Origin of the sequence: Rhizobium sp. Leaf453 (genome assembly GCF_001425605.1) — a bacterium.
Lineage (GTDB): Bacteria > Pseudomonadota > Alphaproteobacteria > Rhizobiales > Rhizobiaceae > Pararhizobium.
Map to the genome: position 1 here is coordinate 45,210 of NZ_LMRG01000023.1, position 17,270 is coordinate 62,479.

Here is a 17,270-nt window from a genome sequence, read left to right on the forward strand (position 1 = left end):
CCCTCCGGGCCCACCATCGACTTTCTACCTGTTTGATTTCCCTGCAAATACCTGTAAAAAAAGACTTTGTACCGTGCTTCGGTTCCAACATTGGTTCCAACATGGTGGGTCTTGCAGGTGGTTCCCGTGGCAAAAATTCCCGGCCTTCAGCGCAAAAAGAGCGCCTATTTTTATGTTCGCCGCATTCCTGCGGATATCGCGGCTTTGTTCGGAAATCGGCAGCAGATTACCATTTCCCTCAACACGACAGACTACCGAGTCGCGTCTGAGCGGGCTCGCTTGAAGGCGACCGAGACCGACAGGCAGTTTCAGGATGCCCGTTTAGGTATTTCCACACCTGAAGATCGCGAGAATAAAGCGTCCCGTCACCAGTTGGAGCAAGCGGTGCGCGTCTACCTGTACGAGATAGAACGGGACGCAGAGAGTGCTGCTGTCGCGGACCGCAATCGTGATTACCTGAATGAATGGATGGAAATCTTGGAGTCGCCCTACGAGGTATGGGCAGGCGATATTTACAGGAAGGCTCTTGAAATCGCGAGCCGGTTCCGTGTCAAGGTAAAGCCGGGCGACCATCATTGGCTTGAGTTTATCGGCCTTGTCCATCGGGCGGAGATTGAGCATTGCCGTCGCTCTTTAGATCGCGCGGCTCACATCTTTAGCGTTTCGGGGCATGATAGGCTCTTCTCGGAAGTGTTTGCGACAGCGCCAGCGCCTAAACTTGTAGGTAACAAAGGTCTGACCGTTGATGAGCTGATAACTCGCTTCGAGAGCGACCCTTTGCGGGCCGGGTTATCGGAAAGTGCGGGCAAAAAGTACCTCATTCCATTCGAGGCGCTACGCGAAGTGGCGGGGCGAAATTTTCCAGTCCGCGAAATAGATCGAGCCATGTGCGCCGATATGATCGAGGCCATAGCCGCGTTGCCGCCAAACTATCGAAAGAACAGGGCATTCGATGGAAAGTCGTTGCGAGAAATTGGCGAGATCAATGGCAAGCGAGGCGGTACGAAGCTAGTCCGGGGCACCGTGGAAGTTTACGCACATCACCTCTCGGCATTCTTCAACTATGCAATCGACAAAGGCGTCATCGAAACGAACCCGGCAACGCGGCTGATGGTGGCGGGAGGCTCGCAGCCCGCTCAACGCTTCCCGTTTGATGCCGAAGAACTCAAGAGGCTCATCTCACATCTGCCGGAGTGGAGCGAGGGGAGCCGTGGTCGGTTTTGGCTCCCGCTCATTGCTCTATTCTCCGGGATGCGGCTGGGCGAAGTTATCTGGCTGCGGCATTGCGATATCCGGCAAGTTGATGGCGCTACCTGTTTCGTGCTTGAGCCCACAGAGGACCGCAGCTTGAAAACTAAGGGTTCGGCTCGCGTGGTCCCCGTGCATCCAAGCCTCGTGCAATTCGGCTTCCTAGACGCCACAGAACGCGGTGGTGATGAGCGGGGCAGAATATTTGCCGACCTTCCGGGGCATGATCAGCGGCATGCTGTGGACCTTTTCCAAAAGAGGTTTAGCTACTTTCTTAAGACGGATGTGAAGGTTCGGAAGGGGGTCTCGTTCCATTCGTTCCGTCACAATTTCAGAGACGCGATCCGCCATGCCGGTATTCCCATTGATGTTACCAAGGCGCTCGGGGGATGGGGACGCGGCTCGGGTATTGAAGATCGATATGGGCAAGGGACTAGAGCATCCGTGCTCGCCGGATGGATGGCAAAGATTGAATACCCTGAAATTGACTGGGCGCGGTTCGTGAACGTTGTGGACTAAGTCCCAGAGCCTCACGACACTATTTGCGCGCGTACCGATAGTGGTATGGGTGTTGGGGTTGCTCATCCGTTTTTCAGCTCGTTTCCCTTGGCCTCGTTGCAACCGGTTGCAAACTAGGTGCGACTCCCAATGTTGAATTCATAAGGATGAACGGGAGTTTGGTGCGAGACCGCGGCCTCCTCTGTTTTGTAACCTACATTTGTAGGTTCTCTGTAAGCATATGATTTTTATAGAAATTTTTTGATATTCTGGTTGACCCAGAAGTGTGCCCGAACTACATTTCGGACATCGCAGTAACAACTGCAACCCAAGCCAAAATCAATGGTATCCGACATGTCCCGACGCTCAACGCGCAATGAACAACTGCGCGCAAAATTTGCTTTTGAACACAACCTCTATCCGGGTCCGATTATCCCATCGTGGCTTAGGAGATATCAGGATGAACATCAGGCAAGGGGTGCTGGGCACTCGGGGCAGCCCTTGGCGATACAGCGGAACTGCGCGCTGTCGGAAAGTCAGCAGATCGCACTTGCAGCCAAGAATTATCGGAAGGCGGCCAAAGTCATCGCCCGGCTTGTGGAAGAGGGTGACTACCGAAGGGCGTCAGACAAATGCTTCCGGCTGCTCTTCGCAAAAGGAACGGCGCTGTTGGCTGCGTCTAAAGCAAAACGGCCGCTGAGAGGGCGCCCAGGCCATCCCGCTCCCGGTCTCCAAACACTGGCCCACTTGATATTGTCGCCTGCTATAGATCCTCAAGTTCGTCAGAAACTCAATACCAAGGGGGCGGGCTACCGTGCGACATACGCCTTCAACATCGTCGATCGGGCAAGGCAATGGCTTGTGCGTCTTGCCTTCGGGCCTCTCGCTCGCTTCCATGATGTGCAGACAGGACAACGAGGCCGGTCGGCGCTTGATGCCATACGGCGAGCGGACGAACTTATCAAAGATCCGAAATACAAGGTCGCATGTGAATGCGACATCAAAGATTTCTTTGGCAGTGTTACGGGAGACGTAATTGCCCGACACTATGCAATCCCAGAATGGGTACAAAGAGAGATTGTCACCCTAGAAGGAAAGGAGAACAGGAAGAAAGTCGTATATCAGGGCAGATATACAAATGAGCACACGAGTGAAGACATACAAGGCAAGGTGCGCCACCTGACTCAGGGGTCTGTCGTCTCTCCTTTATTGGCATACGGTCTACTGAGGCGAACCATGGAGCGCTTCCGAGATCGGTATGGTGACCGGGTTGCCGTTGTGAACAACAACGACAATTTCCTGTTGTTGGGCCAATCGAAGGCAGAGTTGGAAGAGGCTTTTTCATCCCTTCTATCGCTCTTGAGGAGCGATGTGTCAGCGGAATTGACGCTAGTAATGAAAGCCGATGTGCGTCCCCTCTCTCGTGGAATTGATTTCTTGGGCTATCGGCTTCAGCGTCGGGCCGCTGAATTTAGAATACGCGCGCCGTCTGCGCGAGTAACAGCCTTACGAGAGTTCGTTGCTGAGGAGCAGCGGCATATCACTTTCTACTTAACCGAGAACCGAGCTGCTGGACGAGCTATAGGAAAAGAGATTTTCCGGGAGATGCTGGTCCGAGTGAAGTCCAAGCTGTCGCCGATGATGCTCGCGGTCGCAGACTACCGGCGGTGTCTTGTATCGATCCTTAAAAGCACCTTCCGGTTGGCTCGGCAATTCCGCCTAGTTGCAACCACGTCTTGGCAAAACTTTCTGTCGTATGTTGAGCGAAACATGCCGAATGAGGCCGCCTTGGGCTCGGCTAGACAGCCGTGTTGCTCCTCACGCAGGTCGAAGCGACTTGCCAGTTATATGATTTCTATTCCGAGGTCACTTTACCAGGACTGAATGGCCCCGAGATTTGTAGACGCCTTCTTTCCTAATTTTGAGGCAGGAAGAGCATCATGAGCAAATCGAATTTCACCGAAGAATTTAAGCGTGACCCGGTTGCGGAGGTTTCGCAGCGTCTCGGCGTTAGCCAGCATTCGCTCTACGAATGGAAGAAGAAGTTTGCCGCGTCGAACGCCAAGGGCAACGACGAGGCCGAGGAGATTAGGCGGCTGAAGAAGGAATTGGCTCGCGTCACCGAGGAGCGAGACATCCTAAAAAAAGCGGCCGCGTATTTCGCCAGGGATGCAAAGTGAAGTACGCGTTCATTGCTCTGCATCGCTTGCAGTTTTCGGTGCGGACGATGTGCCGCCTTCTGCGGGTTCATCCCAGTGGATTTTACGCTTGGTTGAAGAACCCGCTGAGCAGGCGAGCCAACGAGGACAAGCGACAGACCGATCTGCTCCTGAAGGCGTGGGAAGAGAGCGGCAAGGTCTACGGTTATCGCAAGCTGCACGACGACCTTCTCGACCAGGGCGAGATGTGCTGCCCGAACCGGGTTGCGCGTCTGACCCGTCTTGCTGGGATCACGGCACAGATCGGTTATAAGCGCCGTCCTGGCATCTATGGTGGCAGACCGTCTGTCGTCGTCGATAATACGCTCGACCGGCAATTCGACGTGACGGCTCCAGACACTGCCTGGGTGACGGACATCACCTACATTCGAACCTGCGAGGGCTTCGCCTATCTCGCCGTCATCATCGACCTCTATTCGCGTCGTGTGATCGGTTGGGCACTGCGGAGCCGCCAAACCACCGATGTCGTTCTACAGGCTCTGCTTATGGCCGTGTGGCGACGCAAGCCGAAGGAAAAGGTGCTGATCCACTCGGACCAGGGCTCACAGTTCACCAGCATGGACTGGGCCTCGTTCCTGAAGCACCACAATCTGGTTCACTCGATGAGCCGACGCGGCAACTGCCATGACAATGCGGTGGCCGAGAGCTTCTTCAATCTTCTGAAGCGGGAGCGGATACGTCGCAGGGTCTACCGTTCACGCGATGAAGCTCGCCAGGACGTGTTCGACTACATCGAAATGTTCTACAACCCGAAACGCAAACACGTCAGGAACGGGATGCTGTCGCCCGTAGAGTTCGAGAAGCAGCAGAAAATCTAACCCGGGGGTGTCTACGAAACTCGGGGCCATTCAAAGAGCTTTGCAAAGCTAACGGGTTTAGCGCTGATGGTTGTGACGCTCATAAGCCACAGCACGACCAAAGCTGATTGTCCGGCGGCAGATAACCGAAAAAGCATGACAGCCCGCTGCTCACACGTAAACTGAGGTGTATTATGCCAAAGGGAAACCGCAGGCAACGACCGAGGCTTATATGGCCTGACATAGAGATAGGCGACTGGTCGGGGGAGTTTGCTGGATCTCCGTCAGGAAGCATCGGGCAGAATGTGCAGCCCGGTCCGCCCCTCACAACCATCGAGTTTACCTACCTCATCGTCGGCGCGTCGGTCGTCTCGCCGGTATCAAAATTCCGATGGCCAGCGATTGTCGCCTTCTGGGTGCCGACAATACTGAAGCCGCCCTGCAATGACGTTGGATCCATGTTTAAATCGCATGACCTGCCATCTCTAAACCTGAGCTTCGAAATTACGAGAAATCAGTACTCTGACATCTGCTGGTTGTTTAGGGAAAAGCTGCTCAAAGATTTTCATTTTTCGGTACTCCCCCAAAGCGACAGCCAATGGCCTCTTAAGGGGTGGGGTGCGAGTTTTGAACTCTAGAACCCTCGGCGTACCGTGCGTTTGCAACGCGTTGCAAAAAAGAAGCCGGCATGGTTCCAACATTGCTTCCAACATCTTAATATATGCCGTTGAATTTGTTTATAAAAAATAATTTGGTCGTCCTCCCTCCGGGCCCACCAAAAACTTATGTCTAGTCGCTTTCACTGTAATCGACGTAGATTGTCCCAACAGGCTTTCCAACTCGGTCCGTGACCTCGTGGTACCCGTCATCGAATTCGTGTTTCTCAAGCCGATCAGCCAAGGCTCGCAGCACGTCGGCGGCCCACTTATTAAGGACCGCTCGGGTGGGGCCGGCAAAATTGAGTTCAACATCGCACGTGAGATAATTCGCAAGATGCTCATGCATGACAAGTTTTCTCAGTTGGAGTGGGGACGGCAGACTATTCGCCGCGAGAGATGGGGTTGGGAATTCTGTTCGATATCCAGCCCAAGGATCCGGGAAAGCACTACTTTCCCTTGCCGGCCTTCGCCATTTCGGCGCGCAACTGCCTGATTTCGCGAAGCAGTTCGACTATCGGCTCGCTGATCGGTTCAAACCTTGTGACATTATGTTCGTTTTGATCACCGCCAGCGTCGGAAACGAGTGTCCGTTGTAACCGGCTGATGATCTCCGCGTTCAGTGAGCGGCTGTTCTTTTTAGCCTCGTCTTTCAACTCGCCGCGCATCCTGTCTGGAAAGCGCAGCACGAACTGATCTTGTTTTGCGCTGGGAAAGTCACCCCGGGCCATTTCACATTCCAATCTGCTCTTGCAGCAACTCTCATGCTCCCGTCACCCTCGAAGGATCGTGGACCTTCATCAACGACATGCAAATTCGCGGCACGCTTACGTCGCCAATCGTCACGCTGTTCAGCGCTTCGGCGCTTCTGTGGGTGCATTTGTCGGTGCTGGGTAGTCGTCCTTGAAGGCCCAGCGTCTGACCCCTTTGAAGATCAGCAGCCACATCGTACCGGTTATCAAAAGCAGGAACACTCTCATCGCAGACAGGCCCCCAACACGACGCCGACGACAAGGATTGCCGTCAGTGGCATGAAAAAGCGCATCAAGGTTTCCGTTCCCTGTTTTCGAAGGCGAAATTGCCGTCGATATCCACCCCGGCGATCAGCTTTGATGATGTTCAGATGAAGGACAAAGCCACATCGTGGGCCATTGGAGTTCCCACAAGATAGGAGCCGATTAAACGGCCTGCTTGTCGGCGCCCGCCAATTGCTTGTCTTGAGCTGCCACCAATTGGATCACTGATCCACAACCGCCGGCAGACCGACGCCGCTGTTGGAAACGGGTTTGTAATAGGCATTGTAGATTAAAAGCAGAGAGGCGGCGAAAAACGCTGCGACCATGAGAAAGAGGATAGTGCGAGCGGTCATTGTTCACCTGGGGCGTGCCGACATCGGCCACAGTGAACACCGGTATCCAATTTAAGTTCCGTGCCAAAGGAGAGGCACAAGACCAAATCAGGGTCAGAGCTTCCGGCTCGTTGGGTTTGGTCATATGGCGCGGAAATCAGAGTGCGGCCGGAAACGGATCGACCATTGCAGCCTCTACCGCCAATAACTGTCCGATAGCCAATTGATATTGGTGATTTCCGCGATGCACTACAGGCCCATCATCCTTCTTCAGTCAGCGTTCCCGGCGTCAGTCAACGTTCCCCTCGTCAGTTGACCAATTGCGGCGCCGAGATCTGCGGACCGACGCCCTCGGGGACGGGGACCATGGTCTCGTCGTAATTGGTGTTGAGAACGAGGTTCGGGGCCTTCGACAGGTGCAGGCGGCGCACGACGATCGCCGTGTAGGCGGAACCGTCGGCCACCTTGTTGTTGGCCGCGACGATCAGGTTGCCGTTCGGCAGGTAGATCGTGCCGATCAGTTTTCTTGCCTTGTTGCTGGTGATGACGAAATCAGCTTCGTCGGATTCCCTGTCCTGAAATGCGACAAGGCCGGCCAAAGGACCGGAGACCGGCGCTTCAATATCGACCTGGCTGCTGCTTTCGAACAGGAAGCTTGCGTTCGGCCCGGTGAAATAGAAGCCAACGCCCTTTGCCTCCACGATCGAGCTTGACTCGATCACCAGCGGGCCGTCCTTGATGATGTAGACGCCGGGCTTCAAGGTCACTTCCGACGAGGCCTTGATCGTCAGCCCGCCGCAATAGACACCGGGCTGAAGCGAGCCAATGAAATGACTATAGGCGGCATCCTTTTCCTTGCAGGACCCGACAACCGGCGCCGGGCGCGAAGCAAGGGGATCGACGACGGCGGGACAATCCGTCAGCGGGATTTCCTGGTCAAAATTCTTCGGTGCTCCGTCATAGCCACCCGCCGTGCAGGTCAGTTGCGCGATCAGGTTGGAATTGTCGGTCGCGATCAGGCCAGACGTGCTGTCCGAATTGGAATAGACAGCGCATTTCGGCGCCGAGATGACAGCTTTCGTTTCCAGGGAGACGGTGCCTGCATCCGATTCGTCGAGGCCGATCACGCAGATGTTGGAGCTGTTGTTGGTGCGCGCCGTGGCGGAAACGACGATCTGCGGACTGCCGACGAAATAGCCGGCGACAAAATAGGGATGATTGTCTTCGGCCAGCGTTACCGTCACCTGCCGGCGGACAGGATCGACCTCAACCTTGGCATCCACGGTGCCGTTGATGCCGGTTCCCTTGTGCGCTTCCAGAAAACCCTCGACGATCGCGTTTGCGGCCTTGACGGACCATCCGTTGAGGGAGGCTTCCTTCGCAGACGCCAGCGCCGACGCATCGGCGATGTCCTGGAGATTGGTCTTGTGTGCGATCAGGGAATTGAAGTCGACGGCGGCGCCCGCGAGCCCGATGAACACCGGAGCGACGATCGCTGCGGCCAGGGCGAAATTGCCTTTGCAGCAGTTCATCAGATCGTTCAGGCGCCGCAGCAGGGCACGCAGGCAGAATGTCATTGTCCGCCCGTCCATGGCTGGTCGAGAATGGCGGGAACGCCGGAAGGCGGCAGAGGACGGGAGAACAGAAAACCCTGGACCAGATCGACGCCGGCGGCCCGGACTTCGGCGAGTTCCTGTTCCGTCTCGATGCCCTCCGCAACGGATGTCAGCTCAAGGTCGCGTGCGAGATGCGCAAAGGCGTGCAGGAATTTGCGGGTGACATGATCGGTGGTGCAGCCCTGCACGATCGATCGGTCGACCTTGATTTCCGAGAATGGACAAAGCCGTAGGAGCTCGAAGCTGGAAGCCCCCATGCCGTAATCGTCAAGCGACAATCGGAAGCCGATCATTCTCAACCTGATCAGTGCCTCGACCAGTCGCGAGGCTTCCTTCGGCAGCGACTTCTCCGTGACCTCCAGGCAGATCATGGTGGGGTCGATGCGAAAGTCATCCGTCATCGACTGAATGGAGGTGACGATTTCCGGCTGCTCCAGGACGCAGGCATCCAGATTGATCGAGACGGTGGGTCTGTCGGGGCGGCCGCTCCAGACCCTGGCGTCAGACAGGACGGCCCTGGCGATCGTCCGCGACATGTCGGCGAGATCGGCCGGGGAGGTAAGTGATGCAAAAAGCATTTGCGGGCCATGGACCAGGCCGTCCTTCGCGGTCAGCCGGACAAGCGATTCCAGCCCGACCACCTTGCCGGAGCGAAGGTCGTATTGCGGCTGGTAATATGGCGTCAGCTCGACATCATCGCTGGCCGGATTGCCGGCAAGGCGAAGGTTCGACCGCCGCCCGCGCTGTGCCGCTTGCTGGAGCGCTGACGCGACAGCGTCAATTTTCAATGGCTTTGGAAGTGCGCCGAGGACCGAAATGCCCAGCATCTTGCCCATGGCTTCTGCGGATCTCAGCACCGCAGGCGTTTCGCCACTGGAGATGATGATATTGCCGTCAAAGCCGGATTCGGAGGCCGCACGCATGAACCCCAGGCCGTCGATATCGGGCATGTTGAGATCGAGCAGGACGACATCGATCGTCGAGCCGCCGGCACGCATGGCTTCGAGCCCCCTGCTGCCATTGCACGCCTTGGCGACCGACCCCGAGGTCAGCGACGACAGGATACTGTCGGCGACCATGGTGTACATGGGGTCGTCGTCAACGATGAGGCAGTTCAACTGATGCAGCATGCAGGGCTCTCCTAGCATTCAGGAGACGACGGAACGGCTAATATTCCCTTACAAAAAGGCACCCTGAACCTAGTATTATGGGCACAAGGTTAACCATTCTCTGCAGGTCGGTTGATTAAGACATTCGTGCGATCCTTGGGAGCCAAGAGGATTTCGCATGTATCTGGACACACCCATTTCCACCCGCATCTCGCGGATTGTCATCTCCGCCGTCGGCTTCGGCATGGCGACCAGCGTCGGGTTGTTCCTGCTTTCGGATTTCCGGCAGGCGATGAAGGCAGAGACCCTGCGCTATCAGAGCGCGGCTTATGCTTTCGCCGCCGCGGCCAGCGACGGTGTTTCGGATCACAGTCAGCGCCAGGTGCTTGAGGTTATCCGGGGCGTGCGGGAATTGCCTGACGTCGTCTACGTTGCCGCACTGGACAGCAAGGGGGCGGTGATCGCCGAAATTGGGGCTGGAGCAAGCCTCGTCAACAACGATCCCGCAGCAAGCTCCATCCTGCCGAGTTCGATTCAAGTCCGGGCCGAGGTCCGAAAGGCCGGCAAGGCGATCGGTGCGATCGAGATGCATGCCGAGGTGGCGAGCCTGTGGGAGCGCTACCTCCAGGCCTTCGCTCTTTCCGGCCTGATCGGCCTGGTGCTGGTGATCGCGACGTCGTTCGCGGCACGTGTTCATGTGTCGCGCGTGGTGCGCCCCTTGCAATCGCTGGCCGATGAATTCCTCGACATCGGCGCCCGATCGGACCTGACGCGGCGGCTGCCAAAGGAGCGAAACGACGAAGTGGGCGTGCTGGTCGAAGCCTTCAACGAGATGTTCGGTCATATCGATGAGCGAGACAGGCTGTTGCGCAAGCACAGCGAAACGCTGGAGGAGACCGTCGAACATCGGACGGCAGAGCTGCGCCTGGCAAAGGATGAGGCGGAAAATGCCAATCAGGCCAAGTCGACCTTTCTTGCGACGATGAGCCATGAAATCCGCACGCCGATGAATGGCATGATGGTTATGGCGGAAATGCTTGCGGCGGCCCATCTCGCGCCGCGCCACCAGCGCTATGCGGAGATCATTACCCGCTCGGGCAAGAACCTGCTCCACATCATCAACGACATCCTCGATTTCTCGAAGATCGAGTCCGGCAAGATCGAGCTTGAGGAGATCGAGTTTTCACCTGATGCGATCGTCGAGGATGTCACCTGCCTGTTTGCAGAACGGGCAAGGGAGAAGAACCTGTCGATGGCGATCCATGTTTCGCCCGCGGTTCCGCTGAAAGTGATCGGGGACCCTGTCCGGCTGACGCAGATTATCAGCAACCTCGTCAACAACGGGCTCAAATTCACCGAAAGGGGCGGGGTAACGATTTCCGTCGATCTCGCCACCGGCCGCCCCGATGAGATCCGCTTGACCGTCGAGGACACAGGCGTCGGCATTGCAGAAGAAAACCTGGGGCGGATTTTCACCAAGTTCAGCCAGGCCGATTCCAGCATCACGCGCAAGTTCGGGGGCACAGGTCTTGGTTTGTCGATTTCCAGGCAGCTGACCGAATTGATGGGCGGGCGCGTAGAGGTGGAAAGCCGTGTCGGGGTCGGATCGAAATTCATCGTGACGATTCCTTTTGCTGTCACGGAACGAGCCGTACCGCAGCATCTCGCGCGAGAACTGACGGTCGCCGTTCTGGATGGCGACGGGATTTCACGTCGGGCGATCGCCGGTGCGCTGCTCGATCGCGGGGTGCGCGTGATCGAGGATGTCGATGGCGCGCACGATGCGGTCTTCGTTCGCGCCGGGGATGCGGCCTGCACCGAACTGGACAAGACGGACAAGCCGATCATCCTGGTGCGCTCATTCGCGGCGAATTCAGTGGCCTTGCCGGGCGGCAGGTCACCGCTTGCCGATGTGCCGATGCCGGTTTCTAGAGGGTTCTTCGACCGGTTCTGTGAGGAGCTGGATCGCGGGCAGCTTTCGTCGCTGAGGCAGAACGCCGAACAGGCCAAGGCATCCGAGGTTCCAGATCTCCGGACTCTTCGTGTGCTTGCGGTGGATGATGTTGCTGTCAACCGGGAGGTGCTGGGCGAGGCGCTGAGGACCTTCAACATCGATTGTGATGTCGCCGACAGCGGCCCGGCCGCCTTGGGTGCGCTCGGCGACGTCGCCTATGATGTCGTCTTCATGGATTGTTCGATGCCGGACATGGATGGTTTCGAGGCGACACGGGAAATCCGGAAACTGGAAGCGGGCATGGGGCGGCACCCGAGCCGTGTCGTCGCGCTCACCGGGCATGTCATGGGCAAGGATGCCGGCCGCTGGAAGGAAGCTGGAATGGACGGCTATCTGGCAAAGCCGTTCAACATTGCACAGCTTTTGCAGGTTTTCCGCGATCTCGGTGTTGTCGACTTGGCAACCGCTGTGGTGGAGACCGTGGACGCGCCGACGCCAGGCGACGATCTGCTGGAACAGCCTTTGCTCTCGCCGGAAACGCTGGAGATGTTCGAGGCGATCCGGGCGAGCACGGGGACCGACCTAAGGGCAAAGATTTTCGGGCTCTTCCGTGAAAGTGCCTTTTCCGCGTACGAGGTTGCAGTCACTGAAGTGCGTGCGGGAAGCGAGGATGCAAGGCGGCTCGTTCATGCCTTGAAATCAAACTGCTCAAGTGCCGGAGCGGCGAGAGGCATGGCGATCTGCCAGAAGATCGAGATGATGTTGGTGGCCGGCCAGTCTCCGCAGGAAACCTTGGTCGATGCATTGGGTGCGGCGCTCACCGAAACATTCGCGGCGATGGCGGAGCTCATGGAGGACGAGGAGTCTCGCGCTGCCTGAGCGGGCGGAGATTAGGACGTGGCATGGCGATCGGTCAGTCGCGCCTTGGACTATTTCGTTAGAGAAATCGTTTGGCTGGTGATCGGAACAAACACTTTGGCCTGCCGATCCTGACCGCCGACCGCGCCTGTTGACACGATGGCAGCCGTTATTCCGATCATGACGAGAAACAGGAACAGGATCATGCCTCCGAGCGAGGATGACGGTCGCGTTTTGTTTTCATAGGGCATTGTCGTTTCCCGTTCATCGATTGCTGTTCCAGCCGCTATGTCGGGGCGACGACGCGGCGCCACCCTTTCAGAAATAGCCTACGTCATTCCCACGTGCCGATGATGACAATGGCGCCAACGAGAAGGATCGGGCGATCCGTTTTTCTCCTCGTTGGCGTCAAGTGCACCGGGCACGCTATCGACGGTTTACTGGATGACCTGAACGACGGTGCGGGTCTGGGGATCGACGATCACGCGCTGCTCGTTGACCACGGTATAAGAATAGCGCGGGTCATCGGCGATGGGAGTCAAAACCACTTCCTGGGGCACCGGCTTTCCGACCACGATCGGCTGCTTAACGACAACCGATTGCTGGACAGGCTGCTGCTGAACATAGGTCACCACGCGCTGCGGCGGCGGATCGATGGCTGTGCCGGCAACTGCGCCGACGACACCGCCGACTGCTGCTCCCACAGGGCCGCCGACGATTGCGCCGGTCACTGCGCCACCTGCGGCGCCGGTCACGGTGCTGTCCTGGGCGAACGCGACTGAACCAAGCGTACCCGAAACAAGTGCCGCTGCGAGAATGAGTTTCGTTTTCATAACAAGCTCCTTTTCGTAATTCACGGGAGCAAGAACGTCAGGCGTCCAAAGCCGTTCCACCAGAATGTCAGTCATTCCGGTGAAGCGGGATGCGTTTCAAGGGAATGCCGAAGGCAACATGCTGTAATTTCTCGGTAAAATTCGATTGTTCAACAACGTCGACAGTCTGAAAGACAGCGTGATCCTAGCGCTGGCGGTCTGGGATGATAGTGGAAATACCGTCTTGGCGCTGTTTACGATCATGAAAATCCCGCCGTGAAACCCTCGAGACTGGTGGGCCGGCCGGGCATTTCCCGGGGAAATGGTAGTCGATATGAATTATAATTCATTGCATGAATTAAATTGACATTCGTTTTCCGTTGCGGTTAGGTGCCCATACCGGACTTCGAGGAGGAACTCCGGATTTCACTGGACCATCGGACGCTCGAAGTGGCGCCACGGGACATTTTGGAGGGGCTTCGGCCTCGAGGAGGAATCTTGCGCAAATTTCTAGGCACGACCGCATTGGCGGTCCTCGCATCCACGCTTTTCGCTGGCGCCGCCAGCGCCGAAACGGAAAATCCGTTCCGCTGCAAGCCCGGCGAAAAATACGTGATGAACGTCATGGTTTCGGGTGTCGAATACTGGTTCCCGGTCTATGAAATGTTCAAGCAGGCCGGCCAGCAGCTCGGTTGCGAGACGGCCTATACCGGCACGCCGGAATATGACGTCAACAAGCAGATCGCCACGTTCGACCAGGCGCTGGCTCAGAACCCTGCCGGCATCCTCGTCCATCCGATGAACTCGGACCCGTTCATCGAGCCGATCAACCGGGCGATCGACCAGGGCACGGCGGTCGTCACCTTCGCCGCTGATGCGCCACTCTCGAAGCGCATTTCCTTCATCACGTCCGACAATACCCGCGAAGGCACCTATGCAGCCGATGCGATTGCCGAAAAGCTCGGCGGCAAGGGTGAATATGCGGTTCTGGAAAATCCCGGCCAGGACAATCACGACAAGCGCATCGCCGCCTTCATTGCCCGCATGGAGGAAAAATATCCGGACATGAAGCTGGTCGGCCGTGCTGCCTCCAACCAGGATCCGAACAAGGCCTATCAGGGCCTGATGAGCCTCAAGCAGGCTCATCCGGATCTCGGTGCCGTCTTCATGCCGGAAGCCAACTCGGCGATCGGCGCCTCGCAGGCAAACCAGGAAACCGGTGGCAAGATCCTCGTCATGTGCGCCGACGTTAACGCCAACATTCTCGACATGATCAAGGCCGGCAAGGTCTTCGGTTCGATCAACCCGAACCAGGGCATGCAGGGTTACATGGGCTTCATGCTGCTGTGGCTCGCCAAACATCCGGAATTGATCGACCCGATGAACGACGCCAAGCGCGCCGGCTTCAACCCGATGAGCATTCCCTTCGTCGATAACGGCCTGTCGATCGTCACGGCCGACAATGCCGACGACTTCTACTGGGACAAGTACCTCAAGCGGCGGGGCACGAAGGGGATCGACGAGTAACCCCTTTTGCTGCCGGCTGTCCGGGTTTGTCCCGGGCAGCCACCACAAGTCTTGATGAGGATCATCTGATGGCGTCCCAGCCGGTTCTGGAAATCCGAAATGTCAGTAAGCACTTCGGTGCGGTGAAGGCCCTGACGGATGTTAGCTTCAGCCTCGATCGCGGCGAGGTCCATGCGCTGTGCGGCGAAAACGGCGCAGGCAAGTCGACTCTGATGAACATCATCGCGGGCGTGCTGCAGCCGAGCGAAGGCGAGGTTCTGGTGGATGGCGCGGTCGTCAGGGTGACGTCGCCCGCCGTGGCGCAATCGCTCGGGCTTGGGCTTGTGCATCAGGAAATCGCGCTCTGCCCGGATGCGACGGTGGCTGAAAATATGTTCATGGCCGCGACCAACCGGCGCCGTTCGCCCTTCATGAATTACCGCAGGCTGGAGCGGGATGCCCAGGCCGTGATGAACCGGCTGGCGCCGATCGACGTGCGCCGCAAGGTGGCCGACCTGTCGATTTCCAGCCAGCAACTGGTCGAGATCGCCAAGGCGCTGACGCTCGATTGCCGTGTGCTGATCTTCGACGAGCCGACGGCGGCGCTGACGGAGGCCGAGGCGCAGGTGCTGTTCGGCATCATTCGCGACCTGAAGGCGCAGGGCATTTCTATCATCTATATCAGCCATCGCATGGCGGAGATTTTCAGCCTCTGCGACCGGGTCACCGTGTTCCGCGACGGGCGCTATGTCTCGACCGAGAGGGTGGCCGATATCACGCCTGACGATGTGGTGCGTCGCATGGTCGGCCGCGAAATCACGCAGCTTTATCCGGAAAAGCAGACGGCGAACGAGCGCTCTGCGGAAATCATTCTCGATGTGCGCCAGCTTGGCGATGGCGAGCGCTTCCGCGAGGTGAGCTTTGAGCTGCGCAAGGGTGAAATCCTCGGGATCGGCGGTCTGATCGGCTCGGGCCGGACGGAGATCGCCGAGGGTATCTGCGGGTTGCGTCCGGTCACGCAGGGTGAGGTATCGATAAACGGCAAGCGGCTGCAGGCCCGGTCCTATGCGCAAGCCGTGCGCGATGGGTTGGTCTATCTTTCCGAGGATCGCAAGGGCAGCGGCGTCTTTCTCGATCTGTCGATTGCACAGAACATCGCAGTGCTCGATCTGAAATCGCTGACGGGGCCGCTCGGATTGTTGAATTCGAGGGCGGAGGCCGATCGCGCCACGGACCTCGTCCGGCGGCTTGGCGTGCGCATGGGCGGCATCGGCATGCCGGTCTCGTCGCTCTCGGGCGGCAACCAGCAGAAGGTGGCGATCGCCAAGCAACTGGCGGTCAATCCCAAGGTCATCCTGATGGACGAACCGACGCGCGGCATCGATGTCGGCGCGAAATCCGAAATCCATCGGCTGCTGCGCGATCTCGCGCGCTCGGGCATCGGCATCGTCGTCATTTCCTCGGAGCTGCCGGAACTGCTCGGGCTTTGCGACCGGGTGCTGGTGATCCGCGAAGGGGAGATCGCCGGCGAAGTCGGGGAGGGAGAGATGACCGAGGAGGCCATCATGCGGCTCGCCTCCGGCATCGGCACTGAGATGAATTCAAAGGCATCAGAGCATGCCGCGTGAAGAAAAAGCAGGGGCAGGAGACAGGACCATGGCGAACGCAACTTTGACAACGGCACAGCAGGCGCGCGCGCCCGGCTGGAAGCGGCTGGGGACCATGCGGGAAGCGGGGTTGATCGCGATCATTCTGACCCTGTGCGTCATCATGACCTTTGCCTCGCCGCACTTCCTGACGCTCGGCAACCTGCGGGCGATGCTGATGTCCTTTTCGGTGGAGGGGATCGTCGTCGTCGGCATGACCATCCTGCTGATCGTCGGCGGCATCGACCTGTCGGTCGGCTCGGTCGTCTGCTTCTCCATGGTGGTGTCCGGATCCTTGTTCCTGATGGGGATGGATCCGTGGAGCGCTTCACTGGCCGGCATTATCGCAAGCGGGCTGATCGGCTGCATCATGGGCTTCTTCGTGACGGTGGTGGGGCTCAACCACTTCATCACCTCGCTCGCCGCCATGGTGATCGTGCGCGGGGTCTGCCTGATCATCACCAAGGGCACGCCGCTGTCGCTGTTCACGCTGCCGCCATCGTTCAAGGCGATCGGGCAGGGTACGTTCTACGGTGTTCCCTACGTCATCCTGATCTTTGTCGCCGTCGTCGTCCTCTTCGATTTCCTGCTGCGCAAGGCGACCGCCTTCCGCAAGGTCTTCTATACTGGCAGCAACGAGAAGGCGGCGCTCTATTCCGGCATCAAGACCAACCAGGTGAAGTTCTGGGTGACTGTTCTCTGCGCCACGCTTTCCGGTGTTGCCGGTGTGATCTACATGTCCCGCTTCGGCGCGGCGACGCCCACCTTCGGCGTCGGCATGGAACTCAACATCATCGCCGCGGCGGTGATCGGCGGGGCGTCGCTCAATGGCGGCTCGGGCACCATCCTCGGCGCAATTCTCGGTATCGCACTGCTTTCGGTCGTGACAAGCTCGCTGATCTTGCTTGATGTCTCGGTCTACTGGCAGGATATGATCAAAGGCTGCATCCTTCTTGCGGCTGTTTCCATCGACCATTTCCTGCACAAGCGGAAGGCTGCCTGA

At 57.9% G+C, this 17,270-nt stretch carries 13 protein-coding genes; 7 read left to right on the forward strand and 6 right to left on the reverse strand.

Features of this window, described 5'->3' with window-relative positions; translation table 11 throughout:
• Positions 1–126: 126 nt before the first annotated feature.
• The 3 genes from ASG68_RS18475 to ASG68_RS18490 all read left to right on the forward strand — a co-directional run bounded on the left by ASG68_RS18475 (position 127) and on the right by ASG68_RS18490 (position 4,783).
• On the forward strand, positions 127–1,767 hold the full coding sequence (locus ASG68_RS18475) for a site-specific integrase (protein WP_062610035.1): 1,641 nt from the start codon (positions 127–129) through the stop codon (positions 1,765–1,767).
• Between the two features lie 333 nt (positions 1,768–2,100).
• The gene (locus tag ASG68_RS18480; protein ID WP_156373824.1) at positions 2,101–3,630 is read left to right on the forward strand and encodes a reverse transcriptase domain-containing protein; all 1,530 of its coding nucleotides are present in this window, start codon (positions 2,101–2,103) and stop codon (positions 3,628–3,630) included.
• 56 nt (positions 3,631–3,686) lie between these two features.
• Positions 3,687–4,783, forward strand: a protein-coding gene (locus ASG68_RS18490) for an IS3 family transposase (protein WP_413814028.1) whose coding sequence is annotated in 2 segments (ribosomal slippage) — positions 3,687–3,885 and positions 3,885–4,783 — 1,098 coding nt in all. Because the reading frame shifts where the segments join, the coding sequence is not laid out codon by codon here.
• Between the two features lie 1,084 nt (positions 4,784–5,867).
• Here the strand turns inward: ASG68_RS18490 and ASG68_RS18505 are convergent.
• The 4 genes from ASG68_RS18505 to ASG68_RS18515 form a co-directional block, all read right to left on the reverse strand.
• On the reverse strand, positions 5,868–6,149 hold the full coding sequence (locus ASG68_RS18505) for an Arc family DNA-binding protein (RefSeq protein ID WP_062579709.1): 282 nt from the start codon (positions 6,147–6,149) through the stop codon (positions 5,868–5,870).
• Between the two features lie 506 nt (positions 6,150–6,655).
• Positions 6,656–6,787 carry a hypothetical protein gene (locus ASG68_RS32795; RefSeq protein ID WP_274534228.1) on the reverse strand — a complete coding sequence of 44 codons (132 nt, stop codon included), beginning with the start codon at positions 6,785–6,787 and terminating at the stop codon, positions 6,656–6,658.
• 287 nt (positions 6,788–7,074) lie between these two features.
• Entirely contained in the window at positions 7,075–8,343 is a 1,269-nt protein-coding gene (locus ASG68_RS18510; RefSeq protein ID WP_062579710.1) for a TadE/TadG family type IV pilus assembly protein, read from the reverse strand.
• Complete coding sequence (locus tag ASG68_RS18515) at positions 8,340–9,512, reverse strand: EAL domain-containing protein (RefSeq protein WP_062579712.1); 1,173 nt, start codon at positions 9,510–9,512, stop codon at positions 8,340–8,342. The genes ASG68_RS18510 and ASG68_RS18515 overlap by 4 nt, the downstream gene beginning before the upstream one ends.
• Positions 9,513–9,669: 157 nt before the next feature.
• Here ASG68_RS18515 and ASG68_RS18520 point away from each other — a divergent pair, with 157 nt between their 5' ends.
• Positions 9,670–12,324, forward strand: coding sequence for an ATP-binding protein (locus ASG68_RS18520; protein ID WP_062603596.1), 2,655 nt, complete (start codon positions 9,670–9,672; stop codon positions 12,322–12,324).
• A 50-nt stretch (positions 12,325–12,374) separates the two neighbouring features.
• On the opposite strand, the gene ASG68_RS18525 is transcribed toward ASG68_RS18520, so the two are convergent.
• On the reverse strand, positions 12,375–12,554 hold the full coding sequence (locus ASG68_RS18525) for a hypothetical protein (RefSeq protein ID WP_062579715.1): 180 nt from the start codon (positions 12,552–12,554) through the stop codon (positions 12,375–12,377).
• A gap of 186 nt (positions 12,555–12,740) precedes the next feature.
• On the reverse strand, positions 12,741–13,136 hold the full coding sequence (locus ASG68_RS18530; protein WP_062580864.1) for a DUF1236 domain-containing protein: 396 nt from the start codon (positions 13,134–13,136) through the stop codon (positions 12,741–12,743).
• A 477-nt stretch (positions 13,137–13,613) separates the two neighbouring features.
• Between ASG68_RS18530 and ASG68_RS18535 the strand changes: the two genes are divergently transcribed.
• The 3 genes from ASG68_RS18535 to ASG68_RS18545 all read left to right on the forward strand — a co-directional run bounded on the left by ASG68_RS18535 (position 13,614) and on the right by ASG68_RS18545 (position 17,270).
• The gene (locus ASG68_RS18535) at positions 13,614–14,642 is read left to right on the forward strand and encodes a substrate-binding domain-containing protein (RefSeq protein ID WP_062579717.1); all 1,029 of its coding nucleotides are present in this window, start codon (positions 13,614–13,616) and stop codon (positions 14,640–14,642) included.
• A 68-nt stretch (positions 14,643–14,710) separates the two neighbouring features.
• A complete protein-coding gene (locus ASG68_RS18540) occupies positions 14,711–16,249 on the forward strand; it encodes a sugar ABC transporter ATP-binding protein (protein ID WP_062579719.1) in 1,539 nt (512 codons plus the stop codon).
• Positions 16,250–16,277: 28 nt separating this feature from the next.
• Complete coding sequence (locus ASG68_RS18545; RefSeq protein WP_112409507.1) at positions 16,278–17,270, forward strand: ABC transporter permease; 993 nt, start codon at positions 16,278–16,280, stop codon at positions 17,268–17,270.